At 74.6% G+C, this 24,363-nt stretch carries 19 protein-coding genes; 13 read left to right on the forward strand and 6 right to left on the reverse strand.

Annotated features, from left to right (window positions below):
• Positions 1 to 119: 119 nt before the first annotated feature.
• Complete coding sequence (locus tag IAG43_RS08480; RefSeq protein ID WP_187740145.1) at positions 120 to 482, forward strand: arsenate reductase family protein; 363 nt, start codon at positions 120 to 122, stop codon at positions 480 to 482.
• Positions 483 to 555: 73 nt separating this feature from the next.
• Positions 556 to 1,944 carry a hypothetical protein gene (locus tag IAG43_RS08485; protein WP_187740146.1) on the forward strand — a complete coding sequence of 463 codons (1,389 nt, stop codon included), beginning with the start codon at positions 556 to 558 and terminating at the stop codon, positions 1,942 to 1,944.
• A 92-nt stretch (positions 1,945 to 2,036) separates the two neighbouring features.
• Here the strand turns inward: IAG43_RS08485 and IAG43_RS08490 are convergent, their stop codons facing one another.
• Positions 2,037 to 2,576, reverse strand: a complete 540-nt coding sequence (locus IAG43_RS08490) for a carboxymuconolactone decarboxylase family protein (RefSeq protein ID WP_187740147.1) — start codon at positions 2,574 to 2,576, stop codon at positions 2,037 to 2,039.
• Positions 2,577 to 2,623: 47 nt separating this feature from the next.
• Between IAG43_RS08490 and pdxR the strand changes: the two genes are divergently transcribed.
• Both pdxR and IAG43_RS08500 read left to right on the forward strand, forming a co-directional pair.
• Positions 2,624 to 4,027, forward strand: coding sequence for a MocR-like pyridoxine biosynthesis transcription factor PdxR (pdxR, locus tag IAG43_RS08495; protein WP_187740148.1), 1,404 nt, complete (start codon positions 2,624 to 2,626; stop codon positions 4,025 to 4,027).
• A 201-nt stretch (positions 4,028 to 4,228) separates the two neighbouring features.
• Positions 4,229 to 4,903: an RlpA-like double-psi beta-barrel domain-containing protein gene (locus IAG43_RS08500; RefSeq protein ID WP_187740149.1), complete on the forward strand. Its 675-nt coding sequence runs from the start codon at positions 4,229 to 4,231 to the stop codon at positions 4,901 to 4,903.
• Positions 4,904 to 5,019: 116 nt separating this feature from the next.
• Here the strand turns inward: IAG43_RS08500 and IAG43_RS08505 are convergent, their stop codons facing one another.
• On the reverse strand, positions 5,020 to 5,922 hold the full coding sequence (locus tag IAG43_RS08505) for a Gfo/Idh/MocA family protein (RefSeq protein WP_187740150.1): 903 nt from the start codon (positions 5,920 to 5,922) through the stop codon (positions 5,020 to 5,022).
• A gap of 425 nt (positions 5,923 to 6,347) precedes the next feature.
• Here IAG43_RS08505 and glnII point away from each other — a divergent pair, with 425 nt between their 5' ends.
• Positions 6,348 to 7,382, forward strand: a complete 1,035-nt coding sequence (glnII, locus tag IAG43_RS08510; RefSeq protein ID WP_187740151.1) for a glutamine synthetase — start codon at positions 6,348 to 6,350, stop codon at positions 7,380 to 7,382.
• Positions 7,383 to 7,860: 478 nt separating this feature from the next.
• Positions 7,861 to 8,430, forward strand: coding sequence for a winged helix-turn-helix domain-containing protein (locus IAG43_RS08515; RefSeq protein WP_187740152.1), 570 nt, complete (start codon positions 7,861 to 7,863; stop codon positions 8,428 to 8,430).
• A gap of 7 nt (positions 8,431 to 8,437) precedes the next feature.
• On the opposite strand, the gene IAG43_RS08520 is transcribed toward IAG43_RS08515, so the two are convergent.
• Together IAG43_RS08520 and IAG43_RS08525 are read right to left on the reverse strand one after the other, a co-directional pair.
• Complete coding sequence (locus IAG43_RS08520) at positions 8,438 to 10,018, reverse strand: PepSY-associated TM helix domain-containing protein (protein WP_187740153.1); 1,581 nt, start codon at positions 10,016 to 10,018, stop codon at positions 8,438 to 8,440.
• 51 nt (positions 10,019 to 10,069) lie between these two features.
• Positions 10,070 to 10,720 (reverse strand): hypothetical protein, encoded by a 651-nt coding sequence (locus tag IAG43_RS08525; protein WP_246574160.1) that lies wholly within the window; start codon positions 10,718 to 10,720, stop codon positions 10,070 to 10,072.
• A gap of 398 nt (positions 10,721 to 11,118) precedes the next feature.
• Here IAG43_RS08525 and IAG43_RS08530 point away from each other — a divergent pair, with 398 nt between their 5' ends.
• The 3 genes from IAG43_RS08530 (at position 11,119) to IAG43_RS08540 (ending at position 14,839) form a co-directional block, all read left to right on the forward strand.
• On the forward strand, positions 11,119 to 12,378 hold the full coding sequence (locus tag IAG43_RS08530; protein WP_187740154.1) for a sensor histidine kinase: 1,260 nt from the start codon (positions 11,119 to 11,121) through the stop codon (positions 12,376 to 12,378).
• Positions 12,363 to 13,010, forward strand: coding sequence for a response regulator transcription factor (locus tag IAG43_RS08535; protein ID WP_187740155.1), 648 nt, complete (start codon positions 12,363 to 12,365; stop codon positions 13,008 to 13,010). Before IAG43_RS08530 ends, IAG43_RS08535 begins: the two co-directional genes overlap by 16 nt.
• Positions 13,011 to 13,273: 263 nt before the next feature.
• The gene (locus tag IAG43_RS08540; RefSeq protein ID WP_187740156.1) at positions 13,274 to 14,839 is read left to right on the forward strand and encodes a DUF1996 domain-containing protein; all 1,566 of its coding nucleotides are present in this window, start codon (positions 13,274 to 13,276) and stop codon (positions 14,837 to 14,839) included.
• A 329-nt stretch (positions 14,840 to 15,168) separates the two neighbouring features.
• On the opposite strand, the gene IAG43_RS08545 is transcribed toward IAG43_RS08540, so the two are convergent.
• Positions 15,169 to 15,714: a hypothetical protein gene (locus IAG43_RS08545; RefSeq protein WP_187740157.1), complete on the reverse strand. Its 546-nt coding sequence runs from the start codon at positions 15,712 to 15,714 to the stop codon at positions 15,169 to 15,171.
• 115 nt (positions 15,715 to 15,829) lie between these two features.
• On the opposite strand from IAG43_RS08545, the gene IAG43_RS08550 reads away from it, so the two are divergent.
• From IAG43_RS08550 to IAG43_RS08565, 4 genes are all read left to right on the forward strand, one after another.
• Positions 15,830 to 18,994, forward strand: a complete 3,165-nt coding sequence (locus IAG43_RS08550) for an alpha-N-acetylglucosaminidase (protein ID WP_187740158.1) — start codon at positions 15,830 to 15,832, stop codon at positions 18,992 to 18,994.
• Between the two features lie 113 nt (positions 18,995 to 19,107).
• Positions 19,108 to 20,979 carry a hypothetical protein gene (locus IAG43_RS08555; RefSeq protein WP_246574161.1) on the forward strand — a complete coding sequence of 624 codons (1,872 nt, stop codon included), beginning with the start codon at positions 19,108 to 19,110 and terminating at the stop codon, positions 20,977 to 20,979.
• Positions 20,980 to 21,010: 31 nt separating this feature from the next.
• On the forward strand, positions 21,011 to 21,262 hold the full coding sequence (locus IAG43_RS08560) for a hypothetical protein (RefSeq protein ID WP_187740159.1): 252 nt from the start codon (positions 21,011 to 21,013) through the stop codon (positions 21,260 to 21,262).
• A gap of 217 nt (positions 21,263 to 21,479) precedes the next feature.
• Positions 21,480 to 22,577 (forward strand): MerR family transcriptional regulator, encoded by a 1,098-nt coding sequence (locus IAG43_RS08565; RefSeq protein ID WP_187744355.1) that lies wholly within the window; start codon positions 21,480 to 21,482, stop codon positions 22,575 to 22,577.
• Between the two features lie 70 nt (positions 22,578 to 22,647).
• Here the strand turns inward: IAG43_RS08565 and IAG43_RS08570 are convergent, their stop codons facing one another.
• Complete coding sequence (locus IAG43_RS08570; RefSeq protein WP_187740160.1) at positions 22,648 to 23,868, reverse strand: lipase family protein; 1,221 nt, start codon at positions 23,866 to 23,868, stop codon at positions 22,648 to 22,650.
• Positions 23,869 to 24,363: the final 495 nt, after the last annotated feature.

Below are 24,363 nucleotides of genomic sequence, written 5' to 3' on the forward strand. Positions count from 1 at the left end.
GCAACCTCCTGGCGCGGTGGCGGGACCATCCCGAACTACTGTCCATTCTACCGCCGGCCACTGACAATCGGCCCTGGCCAGACGGTGTTTGAGCAGCTTCCGGACGGTACCGTGGCCCCATGGAGATCTGGATCAATCCCGCCTGTTCCAAGTGCCGCAGCGCGCTCACCGTCCTCGACGCGGAGGGCGCCGACTACACCGTGCGGCGCTACCTGGAGGACGTGCCGGACGAGAAGGAGATCCAGGAGGTGCTGGAGCGCCTCGGCCTGGAGCCCTGGGACATCACCCGCACCCAGGAGGCGGCGGCGAAGGAGCTCGGCCTGAGGGAGTGGGCGCGGGACGCCGCGTCGCGGCCCCGCTGGATCGCCGCGCTGGCCGCGCACCCGAAGCTGATCCAGCGGCCGATCATCACCGCCGACGACGGCTCCGCGGTGGTCGCCCGCTCGGAGGAGGCGGTGCGCGACGCCCTCGGGCGCGCCTGACCCCACCGGCGGGGCGAGGGGGCACGCCCCGGACGGCAGGGGCGGCCTGAACAGGACGGAGCGGGGGGACGGAATGGAGATCGACGCGACGGCGGCGGCGCTGGCGGGCAACCCGGCGGCACCGGCCGGGGTGCTGCTGCGGCTGCTGGGTGTGGGCGGTTACGAGGTCGTGGAGCGCCTGCGGTGGCGCACGACGATGCCGGACGAGGTCGCCGTGGCGATGGCCCGGCACCCCGACCGCCGGGTGCGGCACGCGCTCGCCGAGAGCTGGACCGCCGCGCCCGAGCACCGGGCGCTGCTCCTCGACGGTCCGCCGTCCGACGCCATGGTGCTCGCGGGCGGGGCCGTCCCCTACCGTGCCGAGGTGGCGCCGCTGCCCGACTGGGCGTACGAGCGGCTGCTGGCCCACGAACGCGGCATGGTGCGGTACGAGGCCGTCAACGCGCCCACCGTGCCGGCCCATGTCCTCGTACCGCTCGCCGCGCACGAGGACCCGCTGTTCCGGCTGGCGGCCTGCCGGCGGGTCTGGCACGAGCTGGACGACGGCGTCCGGCGGGCCCTGCTGGACGACGGGGACCACGCGGTCCGCACGGCCGCCGCGCTGCACGTCATGGCGGAGGACGAGGAGCGGACCGCCGTGCTCGCCGGGGAACTGGCCGACGACTGGCGGCTGGCGGAGGTGCTGGAGCGCGGCCGGCTCTCGCGGGCGCTCGCCGAGGAGCTGCTGGACCGCGGCGAACGGCTGTGGGCGCTCGCCCTCAACCCCACCTTCCCCGACGACCTCGCGGCGCGGCTGGCCGCGCACGAGGACCCGCGGGTCCGTCTGTCGGTGTCGGCGCGGCCGGGTCTCACCGACGAACAGCGCGCGGCCGTCGCGTGGACGGTCGCGCCCGAGGACCGGCTCGACACCCTGTGGTGGGTGTGGCGCTCCCGGCACGACCCGGACGTGCTGCGCCGCTGCGCCGCGTCGGCGCACCCCTGGCTGCGCCGCAGTGCCGCGGTGTGCGCGGAACTGCCCGCGGACGCCGTCGGACTGCTGGCGCGGGACGACGACTTCGCGGTGCGGCTGCTGCTGGCCGAGCGGCATCCCGGGGCGCCGCCCGAGCTGCTGCTCGACCTGTACCTCCACGAGCACGGGACCCACCGGGCCGTCTTCGCGCTCACGTCCCGCCCGCGGTTCCCCGCACGGGGGCTGGCGGCACGGTTCGCCGACGCGGGCGACCCGCAGGCCCGCGCCCTGGCCGTACGCGATCCCGACGCGCCGCCCGCGCTGCTGGACCGGCTGAGCCGCGACCCCGACGGCCGGGTCGCCGGGCCCGCGACGGGGGACCCCCGGCTGCCGCTGCCCCGGCTGCTGGAGCTCCTCGACGATCCGCGGCTCGGGATGTTCGCGGCGTACAACCCGGCGCTCCCGGTGGCCCGGATGCACGCGCTGCTGGACCGCGCGGGTGTGCCGCGCTGACGGCGGTGCCCGCGCGGCCGGGGAGGGAGGCGGGCTGGGCGAACGGGCGCGGCGCCGCGCAGGGCGGGCGGGCAGGGCGCCGCGCAGCCGGGTCAGCGTTCGTCCGTGCCGGCGACCTTGCCGGTGGCGAGGGCGATGCGGTTCCAGGTGTTGATGGTGAGCACCAGGGCCAGCAGCTGGGCCAGTTCGCCGTCGTCGAAGTGGGCGGAGGCCCGGCGGTAGACCTCGTCCGGGACGCCGGCGTCGGCGACCAGGGTCACCGCCTCGGTGAGGGCGAGGGCGGCCTGTTCCTTCTCGGTGAAGAAGTGCCGGGCCTCGCGCCAGACGCCCACCATGTGCATCCGCTCGTCGGACTCCCCCGCCTTCCGCGCGTCGGTGGTGTGCATGTGGAGGCAGTACGCGCAGTGGTTGAGCTGGGAGGCGCGGATCTGGACCAGCTCCACCAGGGCCGGGTCGAGGCCCGCGCGGGCGGCGCTGTCGAGGCCGATGACGGCCCGGAAGACCTTCGGCGCGGTCCTGGCAAGGTCGAGCCTGGCGGCCGCCGGGGCTGCGGCGGAGGGCGTGGCGGCGCCGGCGGTGAGGGGGGAGCTGGTGGCGTCGTTGCTGGTCACGGCTGCTTCGTTCGTCGTCATGACCATGAATCTACGGGGCAGGGCGACCGGTTGTAGGGTGCATTTCCATGCAGGAATCATGGGTCGATTTCGCGGAGCGGCTCGGTGCCGATCTGCACCTGGAGCTGGCCGGGACGGGCGGTCGGCGGGCGGCCCTGATGCGGGCGCTGCGTGAGGCGATCGAGAGCGGGCGGCTCGCGCCGGGCACCCGTCTGCCGCCGTACCGGTCCCTCGCCGCCGACCTCTCGGTGGCGCGCAACACGGTCGCCGACGCCTACGCGGAGCTGGTCGCCGAAGGGCGGCTGACCGCCCGCCAGGGATCGGGGACCCGGGTCGCCGAACGGGTCGCGCCGCTGCCGTCCCGTACCCGGACGCCGGCGCCCGCACCGCCCCGGCGTCCGGTCCACGACCTGGTGCAGGGGCGGCCCGATCCGTCCGCCTTCCCGAGGAGCGCGTGGCTGGCGTCGGCGCGCCGGGCGCTCGCCGCGGCGCCGCACGACGCCTTCGGGCCCGGCGACCCGCAGGGCCGCCCGGAACTGCGGCAGGCGCTGGCGGGGTACCTGGCCCGGGTCCGCGGGGTCCGGACGTCACCGGAGCGCATCGTGGTCTGCTCGGGCACCGCCCACGCGCTGCGGCTGCTCTCCGCCGTGCTGGGCGGACCCTGGGCGGTCGAGGCGTACGGACTCCCCTTCCACCGGGGGCTCCTGGCGGACGCCGGGGTGCGCACGGTGCCGCTGGACGTCGACGGCGAGGGCGCGGACACCTCCGGCCTGGGCGGCGAGCGGGCCGCGCTGCTCACCCCCGCCCACCAGTTCCCCACGGGCGGCCCGCTGCTCCCGGAGCGCCGGACGGCCGCGGTGGCGTGGGCCGGGGCCACGGACGGTGTGGTGGTGGAGGACGACTACGACGGGGAGTTCCGCTACGACCGCCGGCCGGTGGGCGCGGTGCAGGGGCTGGCCCCCGAACACGTGGTGTACACGGGCTCGGTGAGCAAGAGCCTGTCGCCGGGACTGCGCATCGGCTGGATGGCGCTGCCCGCGCGGCTGGTGCCCGCGGTGGTGGCGGCGAAGGGCGAACGGGAGCCGTACGCGGGTGCCGTGGAGCAGCTGACCCTCGCGGACTTCCTGGCCTGCGGGGCGTACGACCGGCATGTCCGCCGGATGCGGCAGCGGCACCGTCGCCGGCGGGACCTCCTGGTGTCGCTGCTGGCCGAACGCGCGCCGCAGGTACGGGTGTCGGGCATCGCGGCCGGCCTGCACGCCGTGCTGGACCTGCCGGAGGGCGGCGAACGGTCGGTGGTGAAGGCGGCGGCGTGGCAGGGCCTCGCGGTGGAGGGGCTCTCGGACTACCGGCACCCGCGGTGGCGGGGCCCGGTCCGGGAGGGGCTGGTCGTCGGATACGCGACGCCCCCGGAGCATCTGTACGCGGGAGCGCTGGACCTGCTGTGCCGGGCGCTGCCGCCGGCGGAGTGAAGGGGTGTCTCCCGCGGGCGCCCTGCGCCTGCGGGCGGACGGGGCACGGGGGCGGAGCGGGGAGTGCCCGGCGCCCGTTGCCTTAAGGAAAGTTAAGGAAGTGGCGGCCGGTGCCGCTGAGCGGTTGCCCGCGGGGTCTCGTACACAAGGACACAAGGAACCCATCCGGCCGCTCTCCCGGCCGGGGACAGGAGCCCTCACGTGTCACGCAGGAAGACCCTCAGCCGCAGGAAGAAGCTCGCCCTCCTCGCCGGTGCGGCGGCCCTGGCCGCCGGAACCGCGGTTGTCATGACCGGCACAAGCCAGGCCTCGGTCGCCTGCGACGGCCTCGCCCAGGCGGTGCGGAACAACGAGAACTTCATCGCCGGTCAGCGGGCGAACCCCGACGCCCAGTCGGCCGCCAGGATCGCCAACCGGGAGGCGGTGATCGCCCAGATCCGGGTGCAGCAGGAGGCGGCGGGCTGCGACGCCGGGGCGGGCGGCGGCCAGGCCGCTCCCCCGGCACAGCCCCCGGCCGAGCCGGCTCCCCCCACCGGAGCGGGCGGGGCGGGCGGAGCGGGCGGGGAGCAGGGCGACGGGCAGGCCGGCGGGGATCAGGCCGGCGGCGGCCAGGGCGGCGGGGCGGCGGGCGAGGTGGTCTGCGCCGGGTCGACGGTGACGCTCTCGGGCGAGGGCGGCGCACCGGCCGCCTCCAGCGGCCAGTTCCCGGCGGGCACCCGGCTGCGGGTGACCAACCTCGACAACGGCAAGTCCACCACCGTCGAGGTGACGTCGGCCTCCGGGAGCTGCGCCCTGCTGAACAACGCGGCCTTCGAACAGGTCCGCGAGCCGGGCAAGTTCCTCATCCGCAACGCGCGCATCGAGCGCGTCGGCTGACCCCGGAGCACCGGGGCCCCGGGCGCGTCCACCGCCCCGGGCCCCGGCGCGCCGGCACGAGGGGCGGCCGGTGCGGGGGCCCGGTCCGCGCGCCGCCCGGGCGGCGCGCGGCCGTCTCAGGAACGCAGCCGCCGCTCGGCCTCCGCGAGGATCTCCGTGATGCGCAGCCCGAACCGCACGTCGCACGGATGCGGCCGTCCGGTGCGTGCGGCGGCGGCCAGTTCGTCCACGGCCCGGCGGAAGGCGACGACCGGGTCGCCCCAGCCGTCCGGCAGGACCGCGCTGCCGTGTTCCCCTCGCAGCACCAGTTCCACCCCCGCCGCCTTCGCGGGCGCGCCGAGCCCGAGGGTCAGGGTGCTCGACGCGCCCGTGGCGTGCCGCAGGACCAGATGCGTGGTGTCCTCGGGCCCGCGGGCGGCCGTCACCGCCGTCACGTCGCCGAGCACCGGCAGCAGCGCGGAGAGCGCGTGCGGGCCGACGTCCCACAGGCCGCCCTTCTCGCGCCGCCACGGGGAGGCCGCGAAGGGGCTGTCCGAGCCCGGCGCGTACAGCGAACCGAGCCACTGCGCGTGGGCCGTGAACCAGCCGCCGACCCCGGCCTGCGCCTCGACCCACTCCGCGGTCGGCGCCGCGAACCGCAGGGTGCAGAAGACGACCGAGGCGACACCGGCCTCCTCGGCGGCACGGGCCGCGGCGCGGGCGTCGTCGACGGTGGTGGCCACCGGCTTGTCGAGCAGGAGGTGGCACCCCGCCGCCGCGGCCCGGACGGCGAGTTCCGCCTGGACGTCGGGCGGGACGCAGAAGGCGACGGCGTCGCTGGCGGCGAAGAGTTCGCCGAGCCCGTCCTCGCCGGTGTAGGCGGTGGTGCCGTGGGCGTCGGCGAGTTCGGCCGCCGCCTCGGAACGCCGGCCCCACACTCCGCCGAAGGCGACGTCCGGGTGTCCGGCGAGCGCGGGCGCGTGGGTCATGGCGGCCCAGGGTCCGGCCCCGACGAGGCCGATACGCAGGTGTCTGGTCATGCGCACCAGTGTGCACGCGCGCCGCCCGCCCGACGGCACACCGCCCGGTGGGCCGTCGGGACGGCGGGACGGCGGAGGGGCCCGAGGTGCGTGCGGGCACCACGCCGCCCCGCACGCTCGCCCGCCGCGGGGCCCGCACACCGGCCCCGTCCGGCTGCACGCGCCCGGCCGCGGACCGGTGACCGGTGCGTTCAGCGCGGCCCGCAAGGTGCGGGCGGGGTGCGGGCACGGTCCGGGGACCTGTATACGACGGGGGCTCGTGTGCCCCGCGGGACCGCCGGACGGCACCGTGCCGCACGGCCGACACACCGGCCCGGACCGGTGTGTTTCGCACGTAACGTGGGGTTCACAAACGGGCAACGGCCGGGAAATCGCGCATTGCGAAGCTGCGCGGCATACCGCTGCACCCGCAAAGGATGAGACCCGTGAGCATCAAGGCTGAGTACATCTGGATCGACGGCACCGAGCCGACCGCCAAGCTTCGCTCCAAGACGAAGATCCTCGCGGCCGGCACCTCCACGGCCCTCGCCGACCTGCCCGTCTGGGGCTTCGACGGGTCCAGCACCAACCAGGCCGAGGGCCACGCGTCGGACCGCGTGCTCAAGCCGGTCTTCGTCTGCCCGGACCCGATCCGCGGCGGCGACAACGTCCTCGTGCTCAACGAGGTCCTCGACATCGACATGACCCCGCACTCCTCCAACACGCGGGCCGCGCTGGTCGAGGTCGAGGCGAAGTTCGGTTCGCAGGAGCCGATCTTCGGCATCGAGCAGGAGTACACCTTCTTCGACGGCGAGCGCCCCCTCGGCTTCCCGCAGGGCGGCTTCCCCGCCCCCCAGGGCGGCTACTACTGCGGCGTCGGCGTCGACGAGATCCACGGCCGCGACGTCGTCGAGGCGCACCTGGAGAACTGCCTGAAGGCGGGGCTCGGCATCTCCGGCATCAACGCCGAGGTCATGCCCGGTCAGTGGGAGTTCCAGGTCGGCCCGCTGGCTCCGCTGGAGGTCGCCGACCAGCTGTGGGTCGCCCGCTGGCTGCTCTACCGCACCGCCGAGGACTTCGGCGTCTCCGCCACCCTGGACCCGAAGCCGGTCAAGGGCGACTGGAACGGCGCGGGCGCGCACACCAACTTCTCCACCAAGGCGATGCGCGAGGGCTACGACGCGATCATCACCGCCTGCGAGTCCCTCGGCGAGGGCTCCAAGCCGCTGGACCACGTCAAGAACTACGGCGCCGGCATCGACGACCGTCTGACCGGCCTCCACGAGACCGCCCCGTGGAACGAGTACAGCTACGGCGTCTCCGACCGCGGCGCCTCGGTGCGCATCCCGTGGCAGGTCGAGAAGGACGGCAAGGGCTACATCGAGGACCGCCGTCCCAACGCCAACGTCGACCCGTACCTGGTGACCCGTCTGATCGTGGACACGTGCTGCACGGCCCTGGAGAAGGCCGGCCAGGTCTGAGCCCGCACACTCCCTGAAGGGGGCGTCCGCCGACGAGGCGGGCGCCCCCTTCGCCGTGTCCGTTCGCCGTGGCGGGCACGGCACGGGCACGGGCAGGCGGTCGGCGGGTTCCGGGTCCGGCGGCTGCCACGGTGTGTGGCCGAACAGGCTTCTGCGGGTGGCCGAATGCCGACTGTGAAGGGAGGATCACATCCCGATGTGCGGGACGGGTCTGCTGCGAACGCGGGGCGTCTGCTTCAATGAGGCCATGGTCAGGACAGAGGAACAGCACACGGCGGCGGGGCGCACCGACCTCGAGCCGTTCTGGCCTTCCCGTCAGCACCATGACTTCGACCGGGTGTGTTGCCGCGCGGTGAACGCGCAGGCCCTCTAAAGCCACTCGACCGGTTCTCCACCGCTCGACCGGGTCTTCGGCCGGCGCGCACGACGTACGTACGTCCTCGTCCGTCTCCCTCCCGCGCGAAAGAGCTGACCTCTCATGGTGAACACCCGTACCTTCTCGGCCGTTTCCGCCGCCCGTTCCGCCGGCGCCCCCGCCACGGCCGTGCCGCCCCTCTCCGGCAGGCACCGGCTCCGTGCCGTCGATCCCGACGAGGTCGTGGACGTCACGGAGTTCCTGCCCCCGGGCGCCACCCTGCTGCCCGCTCCCCCGCACGCCCTGCCCTCGCTGCCCGGACGCCCGCCGATGGTCGGCTACCTGGTCCTGGTGCCCGCCGACCAGCAGGCGCTCCTCGGCGCCGTCCCCGGGCAGCAGCAGCCGGCCGGCGACGGGCCCGTGCTGATCGACTCCGTCCAGCGCACCGCCCGGGTCGACGGGCGGGTGCTGGACCTCACGTACCTGGAGTTCGAACTGCTCTCGCACCTGGTCGCCCACCCGAACCGGGTCCACACCCGGGACCAGTTGGTGACCACGGTGTGGGGCTACGGGCACGTGGGCGACGGCCGGACCGTGGACGTCCACGTGGCCCGGCTGCGGCGCAAGCTGGGCGCCGAGCACCGCCGCACGATCCAGACCGTGCGGCGGGTCGGCTACAAGTACACGCCGTGACCGGCGGCTAGCGGGCGTCGGCCCCGGCAGGAGCGTCGGTCCCGTCCGGGATGTCGATTCCGGACGGGGTATCGGCTCCGTCCGGGGCGTCCGTCCCGGAGGGGGCGTCCGCCGAGGGTGCCTTCCTGGCCTTCGCCAGTGCGCCGAGCGCCAGGTCGAAGGCGAGGAACACCAGCAGGCTGATGCCCAGCAGGGGCACGAACCAGCCGGCCACGACCGCCGCGGCCGCCACCGGCAGCAGCGCGGTCACGGGCAGCCGGCGCCACGCCCCGCGCGGCACCGGGCGGCCGAAGGACATGCGCACGTCCTTCGTCGGCCTGCGCAGCCACCACATCCGGTAGCCCCACACCACGAGCAGGATCAGCGCCACCATGAGGGCGGCCAGCGCCAGCTGGTTCACCAGCCCGAACAGGACGCCCATGTGGATGTCGATGCCGAGGCGGGTCGCCTTGGCGAGCAGCGGGTAGTCCGCGAAGCGGAGTTCGTCGATGACGCGGCCGTCGGCGGGATCGACGGCGACCGCGTCGAGGTGGACCGGGTACTGGTTGTCGGTCTCCTTGACCACGTAGCCGGTGCCCTCCGCGGGCATGGTCACCGCGATCTTCCCGTCGACGCCGTGGCCCCGGGCGGCGGCCACCGCGTTGTCGATGCCGATGTCGGCACCGTCGTGCGCCGACCCGTGGCCGGAGTGGTCGCCGTCGCCGTGGCCCTCGTGCCCGCCGGACTCCTCGCCGCCCGGTGAGAGCGCCGCCGACACGGACGGGCTCGCCCCGCCGAGACGGTCCTGGAGGACGCCGATGTTCTCGCCGGCGTACCGCGACCAGGTGAGGCCGGTGGCGGAGATCAGCACCAGACCGGTCACCGCCCACAGTCCGACCACCCCGTGCCGGGACAGGGTGCGGCGGCGTCCGGTGGCGGTCCGGTCGGGCAGCACGAGGTCGCGCCGCGCGCGGCGCCGGCGGCCCAGCCAGAGCAGCAGCCCGCCGAGGGCGACCACCCACAGCCAGCTGGCGGCCAGTTCGCTGTAGTGGCGGCCCGTCTCGCCCAGGTGCAGGTCCACATGGAGCCGGGACAGCCAGGTGCGCAGCGGCAGCGCGCCGGAGCTTCCGTACGAGGCGAGCTCTCCGCGCACCTGTGCCGTGTACGGGTCGACGAAGACCGCGAGCGAAAGCCCCTCGTCGACCTTCGGGGAGGTCATGAGCACCCGCGTCGTCGCGCCGTCCTCGTGCGAGGGCCAGACCGCGGTGACCGTGCCCTCCGGGTTGGCCTGGCGTGCCGCGGCGACCTGCTCGGAGAGCGGGAGGACCCGCTCCCCGACGGAGGTGCGGAGCTCGTCGCGGTAGACCAGCTTCTCCGCCTGGAAGGAGAGCGCGTAGAGCAGACCGCTGACGGCGGCCACCAGGAGCAGCGGGGCGACGAGCAGCCCCGCGTAGAAGTGGAGCCGCAGCAGGAGGGGGCGGAGGCTGCCCCGCGTGGTGGGAGCGGGGGTGGGGGCGCCGGCGGGCGGGGCCGGCTCGGGAGCGGTCGCGGCGGCGGGTATCCCGTCGTCCGCGGGGGTGGTGCCCTTGCTGTGGGCGTCGATGGACATGGCGATCCTCGGAGTTGACGTCGACATGGGGAGAGCGGCCCCCGGGTCGTGTCAGACGGTGGCTCCGGGGGCCGTGGCGCGGGGGACGGGCCGTACGGGCGGGCCCCGGCGGACGACGGTGTGGGAGAGGACGGCATGGCGTGGGAGCGGCCGCTCCGCGCGGACGGGCGCCGGCCCGCGGCCTGCCGCCGGACCGGGCGGCGGCACGGTGGCGAGCAGCAGCCGCAGCGGGGTGAAGGCGAAGGCGAGCACGGCGCGTGCGAGGCGGAAGAACGCGGACTCGCCGTGGGCGAGCCAGAGCGCGCAGGCGGCGGCCGCCAGCACGTGCACGGCGACCATGCCGGTGTCGGCGCCGACCGCCTCGGCGGCGGTCGCGGCGGAGCCGTACACGCCGTCGTGCGCGGATTCGTCTGCCGAGTGGCCGGAGTGGTGGTGGGCGGCGCCCGGGCGGGCGGGCACGGCGAACAGCAGGTGCAGCGCGCCCTGGACGGCGAGCAGTCCGGCACCGATCGACCACGGCCCCCTGCGGCGGCCGGCGGCCGCCCAGCCGGCAGCGGCGGTCACACCGAGCGCGGCGAGCAGGGAGAGGGGCGTGATGTCGTGCGCAGACAGGGACGAATGCCCCATCGCACCCAGAAGCACGGCCACTGCCGCGAAGAGTGCGGCTCGCAGGGCGCGCAGGGGCGACCGGGCATCCGTCATCGTCGCGTAATGGTGCCATCGCCGGGGGCGGAGCGGGAGTGACCCGGGGTTACCGGATGTCCGGGGCAGGTCACCCGGCGGGGAGCGGGGGCCCGGGCAGGGGCCGGGGACTTGGGCAAGGGCCGGGGACCCGGGAACGGGCCCGGCGGGGGAACGCCGGGCTCCCGGGGCCGGTGAACGGGCTCCGTCCGGACCGGCGGTGCGCTGCCGGTCCGGACCCGCACCCGTCGCTGCCCGCCGCCGCCCGCGGTCGCCCCCGGCCGCCGGGCGGCACGGCCGGGGGTGGTGCCGGGTACACCCCCGGCCGGGTGCCGGGGGCCAGTGCGGGCGGCCGGGGCGGCCCGCCAGACTAGTCGGCGGGACCGGGTGAGGAGCCCGGACGACGAGGGGACTTGACGATGATCACGAGGTTGCGGGCCTCACTGGTGGCCGGCGGGCGGGGGCTCGTGCTGGCTCTGACGGCGCTGATCGGCTCGGTCGTCCTCTTCACGCTGACGCTGGTGTCCGTCGGTCTGATCCCCGTCGGGATCGGGATCTTCACCACTCCCCCGCTGCTGTCGCTGGTCCGTGCCCACGCGAACCGCCGCCGACTGCTCGCCGCGCAGTGGTCGGACGTCCGCATCCCGAGCGCCTACCGCCCCGCCGGAGCGGCACGCGGCGGACTCGCGGGACAGGTCGAACGGTGCGTGGGGATGCTGAAGGACCCGGCCACCCGCCGGGACGTGCAGTGGCTCTTCACCGACATCACGGCGGGCGCGGCCGTCGCGGTCCTGGCACCCGCGCTGTGGCTGGAGGGCCTGTTCGGGCTGCTGCTGGCCGCGGGCCTGTGGAAGCCTGTCGTCGAGGCGGGCGGAACGTACTGGTACACCTTCCTGCCGGTGAGCGGCGCCGGGACGGCGGGTCTGGCGGCCGGGCTCGGGACGTGCTGGATGGTCCTCGCGACCTTCGTGAACCCCGTGCTGCTGCGGAGCCACTTCAGGATCGCCGCGGCCTCGCTCACCCCGGGCCGGGAGGAACTGGAGCAGCGCATCGACCGGCTGACCGCCACCCGGCACGACGCGGTGGACACCTCGGCTGCCGAACTGCGCCGCATCGAGCGGGACCTGCACGACGGGGCGCAGGCGCGGCTGGTCGCCATGGGGATGAACCTGAGCACCATCGAGGCGCTGGTCGAGAAGGACCCGGCGCAGGCCAAGGAGCTGATCGCCGCGGCCCGTGCGTCGTCCGCCGAGGCGCTGACCGAGCTGCGGGACCTGGTGCGCGGCATCCACCCGCCGGTACTGGCGGAGCGGGGTCTCGGGGACGCCGTGCGGGCGCTGGCACTGCGGCTGCCGGTGCCCTGCGAGGTGGACGTGGAGATGACGGGCCGGGTGGAGGCCCCGGTGGAGTCGGCGGCGTACTTCGCGGTGAGCGAGGCGCTGACGAACGCGGTCAAGCACGGCGGGGGCGACCGGATCTGGGTCGACATCGCGCACCGGGACGATTCGCTGAGGGTCGCCGTCACCGACAACGGCAGGGGCGGGGCGTCGGTCGGGGCCGGCTCGGGCCTGAGCGGAGTCGAACGCAGACTCGGTACATTCGACGGCGTCCTGGCCGTCAGCAGCCCCGCGGGCGGTCCCACCATGGTCACCATGGAGATCCCTTGCGCGTCGTCCTAGCCGAAGACCTGTTCCTGCTGCGCGACGGCCTGGTGCGGATGCTGGAGGCGTTCGGCTGCGAGGTCCTGGCGGCCGTGGAGAGCGGTCCGGAGCTGTCGAAGGCGCTCGCGGAACTGGAGCCGGACGTCGCGGTCGTCGACGTCCGGCTCCCTCCGTCGCACACCGACGAGGGTCTGCAGTGCGCGCTCGCCGCGCGGCGGGCGCGGCCCGGACTGCCGGTCCTGGTGCTCTCCCAGCACGTGGAGCAGCTCTACGCACGCGAGTTGCTGGCGGACGGCAACGGCGGTGTCGGCTATCTGCTGAAGGACCGGGTGTTCGACGCGGAGCAGTTCGTCGACGCCGTGCGCCGGGTGGCGGGCGGCGGCACCGCGATGGATCCGCAGGTGATCTCCCAGCTGCTGTCCCGCCGCTCCCTGGACCGGCCGATCGGGACGCTGACACCCCGTGAGCTGGAGGTCATGGAACTGATGGCCCAGGGCCGTTCGAACACCGCGATCGCGACGCAGCTGGTGGTGACGGAGCGGGCGATCGCCAAGCACACGTCGAACATCTTCGCCAAGCTCGGGCTGCCGGTGTCGGACGACGACAACCGCCGGGTGCTCGCGGTACTGGCCTACCTCGACCGGGGGTAGGCACTCCGCCGCCGGGCCGGAGAGCACCCGGGACGCCGGACGCATCCGAGAAGCCGGACGTGTCCGCGACGCCGGACCCGTCGTTCGAAGCCGGACGTGTCCGGCTTCGACCGCCTGGACCGCATTCGGCGCTGGAGCTTCGTACGAACCGCCGTACGCGTTGAACACCCCGTGGACCGCCCCCGTATGGAACGGCGCGCTTCTCCCTCTGCCGGGACCCCCCTTTCATCCCACACACCCCGGCAACGAAGCAGAGGAGTTCCATGGGACGCACATCAAGAAAACGCTCGAAGCTGGCCAACCGGGCGATCGCCGCCTCGGCCGCCCTGATCCTGGGCGGGGGCGGGCTGATCGCGGCCAACTCCTACGCCTCCGCCGGTGAGGGGTGGTGGCCCGGCGGGCGCGACGGCCAGCAGCAGAACCGGACGCGGGCGGCCGCCGGTCAGTCGGTGTCCACGATCGACTGTCCCGACGTGGGCGACTCGCTGCGTGAGGTCCCCGGTGACCAGCGGTTCGCGGTCGACCGCGAACTCGCCACACTGGACTCCCAGATCACCGTCGCCTACCAGCGCTTCGCCGACAACCGGCAGCGGGTGGAGGCGGACCGTTCCTTCGGCGAGAACCAGATCCTGGCACCGCTGCGGAACGAACGTCTGGTGATCATTCAACGGATCGTCGCACTGATCGACCGCTCGGCCGAACGCCCGCAGGGCCTGGAGCAGATGGCTCCCTGCACCCTGCGCAGCGATGGCGACAACGACGGCAACGGCAACGGAGAGGGCGGGAACGACGGAGACGACGGCGGCCAGAACGGCGACGGCGGTCAGGGCGACGGCGGCGGAGAGAACGGAAGCGGCGACGGCGACGGGAACGACGGCGGCAACGACGGCGAGCAGGGCGGCGGCAACGGCGGCCAGGCCGGCAACGGCCCCGAGGCGGGCGACTTCGTCGCCATCGAGGACGTCCAGCCGAACGTGCAGCAGCCCCGCAACCGCCGGGGCGCCTCCCGCGGCGCCTTCACCACCGACTGCGGGGTGAACGCGAACGGGAAGTTCAACCCGGACAACGTCATCGTCGCCCCGGGCGTGAGCAACGGCGCCCACCACATGCACGACTACGTGGGCAACCAGGCGAACGACGCCTTCGCCAGCGACGACGACCTCGCCGCGGGCGCCACCACCTGCCGCAACCAGGGCGACCGGTCGACCTACTACTGGCCGGTGCTCCGGCTCCAGAACGGCCAGGACGAGGCGGACGCGGCCGCCGACGGCGGTGGCAACGACCAGAACGTGGGCGAGATCCAGACGCCGTCGCAGGTCACCCTCAGCTTCGTGGGCAGTCCGCGGAGCAAGGTCACCGCGATGCCCCGGTTCCTGCGGATCATCACGGGCGACGCGAAGGCGTTCGTCAACGGTGACGCGAACGCGAACGCGTCGTGGAGCTGCACGGGCTTCGAGGACCGGCAGCTGAAGGACAAGTACCCGATCTGCCCCGAGAACAGCCAGGTGGTGCGGACCTTCACGTTCCAGAGCTGCTGGGACGGCCAGAACACCGACAGCGCCAACCACCGCACCCATGTGGCGTTCGCCGACGCCGGCGGCCGCTGCCCGCAGGGCTTCCGCGCCATCCCCCAGCTGGTCCAGCGGATCGTCTACGACGTCCCGCCACCGGTCTTCGACGGGGAGAACGCCTCGGTGTTCGCCGTCGACTCGTTCCCCGAGCAGCTGCACAAGCCCGTCACCGACCACGGCGACTTCATCAACGTGTTCGACGAGAGGCTGATGAACAAGATGGTGAGCTGCATCAACGGCGGACGGAGGTGCCGGTGACCCCCCGCGGCCTGGACTGAGCGCAAGCGAAGGGACGGAGGAGGCAAGGGACGGGGACGGAACAGGCCGGGCGGGGCCGGGAGCAGGTGCTCCCGGCCCCGCCCGGCCTGTTCGTGCGCACGGCGGCACGGACGACACGGGCGGCGTGCGGCAGCGATGCGGACGTGCGGCATGCGGTGCGCCGTGCGGTACCGGGTGAGGGGTGGTACCGGGTGAGGGGTGGTACCGGGTGCGGGGTGGAACCGCGAAGTGCGGCCTCGGGGTACGGGGTGCGGCGGACGCCCTGGGGCCCGGGACGGCCCGGGGCGGCGTCCGCCGCACCCGTGCGGTCAGCCCCCGTGCGTCTCCTCGTGGCCCTCATGGCCGTCGTGGCCGTCGTGGTCCTCGTGACCGTCGTGGTCCGCGTGACCGCCACCCGGGGTGCCGCCGCCCGGGTGCGATCCGTGGTCCGTTCCGGTCCGCACCGAGCCGCCGAGGCGGCCGCGCAGCGCCGCCACGACCTTCTCGTCGCCGACCGCGACCCACGTCCCGCCGACGAGGTACGTGCCGCCGTAGTCGTCCGCCTCGTCCAGCCAGGCGCGCCGCCCGTCCTCCGTGGCGAAGGTGGCCAGCACGTACCTCCCGTCCGCCGTCGCGCAGTTGGCCTGCCGCAGCTCCGCCGCGTCCGTCTGGATGTTCGGCTCGCAGTCGGCCTTGCGCGCGATGTCCTCCAGGCTGCCGGAGACGGCGCGGGGCGAGGCCGGTGCCGTGGCGGTCCCCGCGACACGCCCGTGATCGCGTTCACCCGCTGAACAGGCCGTCGCCACGACGATGAGCGCAACCGCCAGTACCGTCCGGGCCGCCCGTGGTGTGTTCGTACTCGATGTCGTCCGCATCCGGCCATCGTGCCCTTCCGGTCCCCCTGCGCGGGAGTGAACCGTGAGTAACCTGCGCTCCGCACGGACCCGTTGTCGCCGGAGCACCACTTGGAGCAACACGGAGGAGCGCCGCATGTACGAGCTGTCGAGACGCACCCTGCTGGGCACCGCGGGCGCCGTCGGGATCGGTGCCGCGCTCGCCGCGCACACCCCCGCGACCGCCGCCGTGCCGTCTCCGTCCCCCTCCGCCCCGCCCGCCGCCGCACCCGCCGCCCGCGCGGACGCCCCCGGTGCCGCGCTCGCCGCGCTGCAGCGGCTGCTTCCCGACCACGCCGCCCAGTTCACCCTCCGGACCGTCACCGGCCCGGAGCGCTTCGAGGTGACCGGCACGGCGGGCGCCGTCACCGTGACGGGCACCAGCGCCGCCGTCCTGCTGACCGGGGTGCACTGGTACCTCAAGTACGTGTGCCGCGCGCACATCTCGTGGGCCGGCTCCCGTGTCGTCCTGCCGGCGCGGCTGCCGGCCCCGGCGGCGCCGCTGAGGCGGTCGGCGACGGTCCCTCACCGGTTCGTGTACAACGACACCCACGACGGGTACACCGCCCCGTACGCCGACTGGCCGCGCTGGGAGCGCCAACTCGACGTGCTGGCGCTGCACGGCTTCAACGAAGTGCTGGTCACCGCCGGGATGGAGGCGGTCTACCACCGGCTGCTGACCGGCTTCGGCTACTCGGACACCGAGGCGCGGACCTGGCTCCCCGCGCCCTCGCACCAGCCCTGGTGGCTGCTGCAGAACATGAGCGAGTTCGGCGGGCCGATGTCCACCGCGCTGATCGAGCGGCGCGCGGAGCTGGGGCGCCGGATCTGCGACAGGCTCCGCGAACTGGGCATGCGGCCGGTGCTGCCGGGCTACTTCGGCGCGGTTCCCGACGGCTTCCCGGCCCGCAACCCGGGCAGCGACGCCCGCGTCGTGCCCCAGGGGACGTGGGGCGGCGGGATGCGGCGCCCCGACTGGCTCGACCCCCGGACGAAGGCGTTCGCGGACGTGGCCGCGGCGTTCTACCGCCACCAGGCCGACCTGTTCGGCGAGGTGGCGTACTTCAAGATGGACCTGCTCCACGAGGGCGGCACCCCGGGCGACGTGCCCGTCCCCGAGGCGGCCCGCGCCGTGGAGACGTCGCTGCACACCGCCCGCCCCGGCGCGACCTGGGTGATCCTCGGCTGGCAGTCCAACCCCCGCCCCCTGCTGCTGGACTCCGTCGACCGGTCCCGGGTCCTCGTCGTCGACGGGCTGTCGGACCTGGACACGGTCACCGACCGGGAGACGGACTGGGGCGGCACGCCGTACGCCTTCGGCACCATCCCCAACTTCGGCGGCCGGACGACGATCGGCGCCAACACCGACCGCTGGACGGAGAAGTTCACCGCCTGGCGCGACAAGGCGGGCAGCGCGCTCGTGGGCACGGCCTACATGCCGGAGGCAGCCGAGCGGGACCCGGCGGCCGCGGAGCTCTTCAGCGAACTGGCCTGGCGGGAGGAGAAGACCGACCGGGCGGCGTGGTTCGCCGACTACAGCCGCATCCGCTACGGCGGGGACGACCCCGCGGCACGCGAGGCGTTCTCCGCGCTGGCGGCGACCGCGTACAAGCTGACCAGCACCGACGGCCGGCCGTACGACTCGCTGTTCTCCCGCCGCCCGTCGCTGACGACGGCCATCGGCACGGCGTTCGACCCGGCCGGCTTCGACCGGGCCCTGGCCGGGCTGCTGGACGTGAGTCCCGGTCTGCGGGACTCCGACACCTACCGCCACGACCTGACCGACGTCGCCCGGCAGGCCCTGGCCAACCGCTCCCGGACGCTCCAGATCGCCCTGCGGGCCGCCTGGCGCGCCAAGGACGCGGACACCTTCCGCGCCGTGTCGGCGGTGTTCCTGAAGCTGATGCTGCTCACCGACACGATGGCCGGCTGCCACCGGATGTTCCTGACCGGCCCGTGGCTGGAGGACGCCAAGCGGCTGGCGACCAGCCCCGAGGAGGCCGTGCGGCTGGAGGCGACGGCCCGCACCCTCATCTCGACCTGGGCGGACCGGCCGACGGCGAACACCCTCGGCAACTACGCGAACCGCGACTGGCAGGGGCTGATGGCCGACGTCCACCTGCCGCAGTGGGAGGCGTACCTGGCCGAGGCGGGCGACGCGCTGGCCGAGGGCCGTGCCCCGAAGTCCTTCGACTTCTATCCCCAGGAGGAGGCGTGGACGAAGGAGCGCGGCGCCTACCCGGTGCGGCCGACGGGTGACGCGCACCGCACCGCCCAGCGGGTCTTCGACACCCTCTCCCGGGCCCCGTACCAGGGGGTGGTGACGGTGACGGTCGACCCGCCGGCGTTCACCCCGGGCAGCACCGGCACGCTGACGGCGTCGTTCCGCAACCTGAACGGGCTGCGGGCCACCGGCCGCGTCGACTTCGCGCTCGACGGCCCGGACGCGGAGCCGGACGGGGAACCTGCGCTCGACGGTGTCCCGGAGGGCGGCACCGGGGCGGTGTCGTGGCGGGTGACGGCGCCGGAGGGCGAGCTGACCGAACCGCTGGTGCCCATGGAGTACCGGCTCACCACGCAGTACGGGCCGCTCTCCGAGGAACGGGTGACGTCGGCCCAGTCGGGCAGCGTGCACCTGGCGGCGCCGCTGGAGCCGCGCTGGCGCACGTTCACCTCCAACGCGGCCGTCTTCGGGCAGCTCGGCGGCCGGCTGGCGATCAACGGGGCGGGCAGCGACCTGTGGCGGGGCACCACCCAGTTCGGCACCGCCTACCTGCCGCAGGCGTTCACCTCCGGTGCGAGCGTGGTGGTGCGCGTCGACGCGCAGGACAACACCGGCACCTGGGCCCGTGCCGGGATCGCGGTCCGCAACGCGCTGGCCGAGCCGATGGACGCGGGCTTCCTCAACCTGGCCGTCACCCCGGGCCAGGGCGTGGCGCTGTCGTTCGACACCGACGGCGACGGCACGATCGACAGCTACGGGCGCATCCTCGGCGTCACCGCGCCGGTGCTGCTGCGGCTCACGAAAGACGGCGGCACCGCCTTCACCGGAGCCTGCTCCACCGACCGCGGCGCCACCTGGCGCACCGTCGCCACGGTGAACGTCCCGGGCGCGGCGGCCGCGCAGGACGTGGGCATCTTCATGAGCGCCACCAACGGCGGCAGCGGGGCACGGGGCACCGTGCGCTTCAGCGGCTGGTCGCTCACCGGCGCCGCGGCGGCGGGCCGAGACGGGGCGCGGCCGGGTACCGCCGAGTGGTGAGCGGTCCCTCGACCGCGGGTGACCGCGGGTCGCCCGGCCGTGCCGAGCCGTCCGGCACCGGGGGCGCTCCCCACGCGGGGTGACCGCGGGCCGGTCCGCTCGTTCTGCTGGACGTGCGTCCTCAGCGAGCCGACACGGCCCTCAGCCCCTCCCCTCCCCCGGGCCACGGGAACGTGCTGGAGGCGGAGTCCGCCGCGCACTACCCGCGGCTGGTGCGGATCGCCTACCTGGTGCTGCCCCCGGCGTCCGACCCGGTCCGCCGGGTGATGGCCGCACACGCCCTCGTTCGGTGGACGCTGCCCGGCCGGGGCGCCGGTGCTCCGGCGCCCCTGGTGCCGAGGGCCCGGCGCCCCGGGGAGACGGCCCCGGACGGGTACGACGCCCTGCGGACGCGGCTGTTGCGCCGGGCGCTGCGGGCGGACCGGCGCCCGCTGCCGCTCCTCCCGCTGCCCCGGGTCAGGGGCCTGCGGCTGCTGCCGCGCGCCGGCGGAGCGGCGGAGACCGCCCTGGACCGGGAGCTGGCGGCGCTCGGCCCGGCGGGCCGGGCGGCCTGCGTGCTGCGCCGTCTGGAGGGCCTCGGCCGGACGCAGACCCTCGACGTGCTGGCGGCGGCGGGCGCGACCGATCCCGGGGCGGCCCTGGCGGCGGTGGACGCCGTGCCGGACGCGGCGGGCACGGCGGCGCTGCTGGCGTCGCCCGCGTTCGACGCGTGCGCGCTCCAGGCGTGCCCGACCGGACCGCCGCGCCGCGGGCGCCGGGTCCGGGCGGGCGTGGTGGCGGTCGCCGCGCTGGCCGTCTGCGGGGGTCTCCTCGGCCTGCCGGACGCCGGCTCCCCGGCCTGGCGGGACGCGGACCGGGCCGCGCCGGTGCGGGCCGCGCCGACGGCGTGGCGGGACGCCACCCGGCGGGACTTCTCCGTGTGGCCCGCACGTGGCGGGCTGACCGGTGACCGGGCGCTGCTGGACCGGGCGCTGGCCGCCTGGGCGGATCCGGGCGGACGGGTGCGTGTGACGGCCACCCCCGGCACCTCGTCGGGTCCCCCGGCGGGCCGGCCGCGGCTGCTGTTCGCGGGCGCGGTGGAACGGGCGCGTGTGGTGGTGCTGCACGACGGCCTGCGGGCCGTGCGGTACGCCGAGCCCGCCGGCAGAGCCGGCGGCGCGGCCCTCGACTTCGCGCGCACGGACGCGGCGGACGGCGCGTCGGCGGCGGCGCTGGTGGTGGCCAGGCCGGGCGGACGGGTGCGCTATCTGACCGCGCCCTGGGTGCGGCAGGTGTCGGTGCGGGACCTGCTCGACCCCGCGGCCCCCGCACGACCGCTCGCCCGTGACGCCTCCGGGGTGACGGCGGCCCTTCCCAGCCCGGCCCGGGAGGGCGCCTGCCGCTCCTGGGAGGCGCTGGAGGTCCGCGACGGCGAGGGGACGCGGCTCCTGACGGATCTGGGCGAACTGGCCCCGGTCCGGCTGCTGTCCGGTCCGCCGTCGGCCCCGTCCGACGCGACCGGGCCCGGGGCGCCGGCGACCTGGGCCCGGACGGCGTGCTCGCTCCAGGGGCTGCGCGCGCACGGGGTGCGCGAGGTGAGCGTCTGGCGGTACGCGCTCCAGCGGCTTCCGGAGGCCAACGGGACGGCCGCGTGGGTGTGCACCCGTGCCGAGACGTGGCGCGGCGACGGCGCCCGGGTGATGGCCCAGTTCCACCCGCCGGCCGACCGCCCGTCCGCACCGGGCACCGTCGTGGCGCGGGCGGAGGGCTCCCCCGCGTGCGGGGTGCGCGAGCCGCGGGTGCTGGCGGGCGTCCTGTGGCAGTCGCGTGCGGGGCAGTGGTACGCGCTCGCCGCCGGAGGCGGACGGTTCCGGTCGGTCGCCCTCTCGGGAGGGGTGTCCGGCGAGGCGGACGGCCCGCTCCTCGCCGTGCGCTCCCGGCCCGGCGCCCGCGCCGACCTCCACGGCCGCCTGCCGGACGGCACCCGCGTCGCGCCGCTGCGGTGACCTCCCTGGTCCGCCCGTCGCGCCGGGCGGGGTGGCGATCGTCAAGAAGCACGGCGAGCCGTGGATTCGGGTCTCCCCGCGGGGCAGGCAGGAGGAGCCGGAGAGCCTGGTGGCGGTCAAGGGCGAGATCGAGCGGCGCCGGGGGAGCATCGACCTGCTGGATCCTCGCTTCCGCACGGGGAGGCGGCAAGCATCCCGGTGTGCTGCTCCGGGCCTGGCCGGAGTCGTGGTGAAGATCGCAGTCGACCTCGCGGTGGTCCTCGTACGACGCCGCGACGTGTGAACGTGCCTCCGAGACGCACATATCGCGCCCCGGAGCCACAGGGGCGGCGCCCGAAGCTTGTCGCAGCCTCGATGAGCGTCTCTCATGAACGACCGTTTCTGAAGTGCGCGGCATGGAGCTACGGCCTCCGCGCCGGCTCTCGCGGGTCATGAGTGCGGCTCTTGACCCTCACGTGGCGTCAGGCTGCACAGTCGGTGCCGTGGAAGATCACTGGACCGTGGGGCGCGTGGCCGAGCTGGCCGGCGTGAGCGTCCGCACGCTGCATCACTACGACGAGGTCGGGCTCGTGCGTCCGTCGGCGCGGACCTCAGGTGGGTACCGGGCCTACTCGGCGGGGGACGTCGAGCGGCTGAGGGAAGTGCTGGCCTACCGGCGGCTGGGCTTCGGGTTGCGGGAGGTTGCGGAACTGGTCGGCGACTCGTCCACCGACGCGGTCGCGCACCTGCGCCGACTGCGTGGCCTGCTGCTGGAGCGGCGTGATCGTGCTGACGCCATGGTGGCGGCCATCGACAGGGAACTCGAGGCACGGGCGAGGGGACGGATGGTGACACCGGAGGAGCAACTGGGGATGCTCGGTGCACGGCTGTACGACGCGATCGGCGGCGCCTACACGGCGACGCGGCGTACCGAGCCGCGGATCGCAGCGCAGATTGTGGACGCGCTCGGGGACGCGCGGACGGTGCTGAATGTCGGGGCCGGCACCGGCTCCTACGAGCCGGCTGATCGCGAGGTGACCGCGGTGGAGCCGTCGGAGGTCATGCGGCGTCAGCGGCCTGCCGGCTCGGCGCCGTGCGTGGCTGCCGCCGCGGAGAGCCTGCCGTTCGAGGACCACTCCTTCGACGTCGCGATGGCCGTCTCGACTGTTCACCACTGGGGGGACCCGATAGCGGGGCTGCGCGAGATGCGGCGCGTGGCCCGCCGCGTGGTGGTGCTGACATTCGACACCGACGAGCCCGGATGGCAGGACCGGTTCTGGCTCACCCGCGACTACCTGCCCGAGTTCGCCACCGTCCTCGCAGAATTTCCCTCACTTGCGGGGATGGCCGACGCGATCGGCGCCCGCGCCGAGCCGGTGCCCGTCCCGTGGGACTGCACCGACGGCCTGTTCGAGGCGTACTGGCGCAGACCGGAGGCGTATCTGGAGGAGCACGTCCGCCGTGCGATGTCGGTGTGGACAAGGGTCGGGCCGGACGCCGAGCAGCGGGCCGTGCGAAGCCTCCGCGACGACCTCGACTCCGGCCGGTGGGCCGAGCGCAACAGCGACCTCACCCACCTCGACACGGCAGACCTCGGCCTCCGCCTGCTCATCGCCTGAACGGGCATGGGTCGGGCGGGCGCGCCGCTGCGCGTACGTCCTCTGTCTCAGCCGTCGCCGGTGGCGTGCTTCAGTTGGTCTTCGCCGACTCGTCGAAGAACCCGACGATCCGGGGCAGGGCTTGCCGCACCGATCCGTTGTGGTCGTGGTCGCCGACGTCGGTCAGCCGAGGTGCGGCGCCGTTCCTCGTCAACTGGTCTGCACAGTACGCCGCGTGACTGAAGTCGACGTCCTTGTCGCCCCGGCCGTGGAAGATCTCCACTGGTACGTTCGGCCGCCAGTCGCATGTGTGGTCCATCGGGTGCAGCTTCTCCTCCAGGACTCCGTCGGGCTTGCGGATTCTGTTCAGGAAGTCCTCGGTGAACAGGTCCTTGGAGGCCGCCGGGAGTTCGCTGACGATCTGCCCGGCGGTGTGATGGCCGTCGAAGAGACCCTCCACCTTGCTGTCGTAGGGGGAGCGGAAGACATCGCCGGGTGACGTGTAAAGGCCGTACATCGTGTTCCAGGCGGTGACGAAGTAGGCGAGGTAGATGCCGGATTTGGCGATCTTGTCGTCGGCCGCGGCGGCCTCGAAGGCCGAGAGGTTGTAGGGGCCGCTGACCGGGGCGAGTGCCCCCAGCCGGAAGTAGCGGTCGGCGCTCTCCTGCTGAAGCGCCCGGCCCACCAGCATGGTCGCGGGGCCGCCCTGCGAGAACCCGCTGACCTGAACCTTCCGCTTCAGCTCCCGGCCGTTTCGGTGGGCGAGGGTCCGGGCCGCGCGCAGGCCGTCCACCGAGGCCGCGACGGTGGCCCGGGGGTCACCGTACGGGTGGAAGCCTTCGCCCGAGCCGAGGCCCACGTAGTCGGGCGCCGAAACGGCCCGCCCGGTCGAGGCGAACAGCAGGGCGACGAGCCGGTCGTTCGAGTTCGGATTCTCCGAGGCGACATCCTTGCGGTAGACGGTGGTGCCGTGCAGCCAGGAGACGGTGGACAGGTGGCGCGCCCCGTTCTTGGGCAGGACGACGAGCTGGCTCGCGGTCGTGGGGGCGCCTGCGCTGTCGGTGGTGCGGTACGTGACCCGATAGGCGGTCACGCCGTGACGGACCTGGGACGAGTCGATCCTTCCCCGGAGCTCCCCGGCCACTTCCTCGGCTGTGAGGTCGGCCGCTTGCTCGACGGAGACGACAGCCCCGCCCTGTACCCGCTCGCTGGGGGAGCCGGCCGCCGCCGAGACCGGAGTCACCAGGGCGGACACACTGCCGAGGACCGCCGCACCAGCCAGAATCCGGATACTTGTTCGCCGTAAAGTCATGGATGGATCATGCCCGTCGGCCGCTCCGCTGGGACATGGAGCGACCCCCCGGGCCGCAAAGGGGGAAAACCCCCTCGGGGCCCGTAGGGGATGCCGGGGTGCCCTGTCCCTTCGGGACAGGCCCTGTCATCCCGGCTCGGAGACCGGGGAGCAAGTAACCCGCTCGCAGGCTTCGCATGTTCAGCGACGGCGGCGGACAGCCGGCCACGCTCGGCGACGTGCCGGGCGACCGCGTCGACGCCGGGGCGGGCGTACCGCTCCAGGGAGCGGACGGAGGCGTGGCGGGAGCGGGCCGGCAGCATCGGGGTGGAGGTGCCGTCCTCCGCGTCGTGTGTCAGGGCACTGCGGCGGAGCCGGTGGAGCGTCCAGCCGTCCAGGTCCTCGATGTCGTCGGGGGAGGCGAGGGGGTCGGCCGGCAGCCGGGTGTTCTCCTCAAAGACCTCCTCGGCGCGGCGGTACGAGAGCCGGGCCCGGCCGGTCTCCGGGCACACGTCG

This window comes from Streptomyces genisteinicus, assembly GCF_014489615.1.
GTDB classification, from domain to species: domain Bacteria; phylum Actinomycetota; class Actinomycetes; order Streptomycetales; family Streptomycetaceae; genus Streptomyces; species Streptomyces genisteinicus.

Excerpts from the sequence above, each read along its gene's own strand:
- IAG43_RS08530 (WP_187740154.1), top strand. The coding sequence starts at position 11,119 with ATGATCACGAGGTTGCGGGCCTCACTGGTGGCCGGCGGGCGGGGGCTC.
- IAG43_RS08520 (WP_187740153.1), bottom strand. The coding sequence starts at position 10,018 with ATGTCCATCGACGCCCACAGCAAGGGCACCACCCCCGCGGACGACGGG.
- pdxR (WP_187740148.1), top strand. The coding sequence starts at position 2,624 with ATGCAGGAATCATGGGTCGATTTCGCGGAGCGGCTCGGTGCCGATCTG.
- IAG43_RS08490 (WP_187740147.1), bottom strand. The coding sequence starts at position 2,576 with ATGACGACGAACGAAGCAGCCGTGACCAGCAACGACGCCACCAGCTCC.
- IAG43_RS08505 (WP_187740150.1), bottom strand. The coding sequence starts at position 5,922 with ATGACCAGACACCTGCGTATCGGCCTCGTCGGGGCCGGACCCTGGGCC.
- IAG43_RS08570 (WP_187740160.1), bottom strand. The coding sequence starts at position 23,868 with ATGACTTTACGGCGAACAAGTATCCGGATTCTGGCTGGTGCGGCGGTC.
- IAG43_RS08485 (WP_187740146.1), top strand. The coding sequence starts at position 556 with ATGGAGATCGACGCGACGGCGGCGGCGCTGGCGGGCAACCCGGCGGCA.
- IAG43_RS08540 (WP_187740156.1), top strand. The coding sequence starts at position 13,274 with ATGGGACGCACATCAAGAAAACGCTCGAAGCTGGCCAACCGGGCGATC.
- IAG43_RS08545 (WP_187740157.1), bottom strand. The coding sequence starts at position 15,714 with ATGCGGACGACATCGAGTACGAACACACCACGGGCGGCCCGGACGGTA.
- IAG43_RS08525 (WP_246574160.1), bottom strand. The coding sequence starts at position 10,720 with ATGACGGATGCCCGGTCGCCCCTGCGCGCCCTGCGAGCCGCACTCTTC.
- IAG43_RS08550 (WP_187740158.1), top strand. The coding sequence starts at position 15,830 with ATGTACGAGCTGTCGAGACGCACCCTGCTGGGCACCGCGGGCGCCGTC.
- IAG43_RS08480 (WP_187740145.1), top strand. The coding sequence starts at position 120 with ATGGAGATCTGGATCAATCCCGCCTGTTCCAAGTGCCGCAGCGCGCTC.
- IAG43_RS08515 (WP_187740152.1), top strand. The coding sequence starts at position 7,861 with ATGGTGAACACCCGTACCTTCTCGGCCGTTTCCGCCGCCCGTTCCGCC.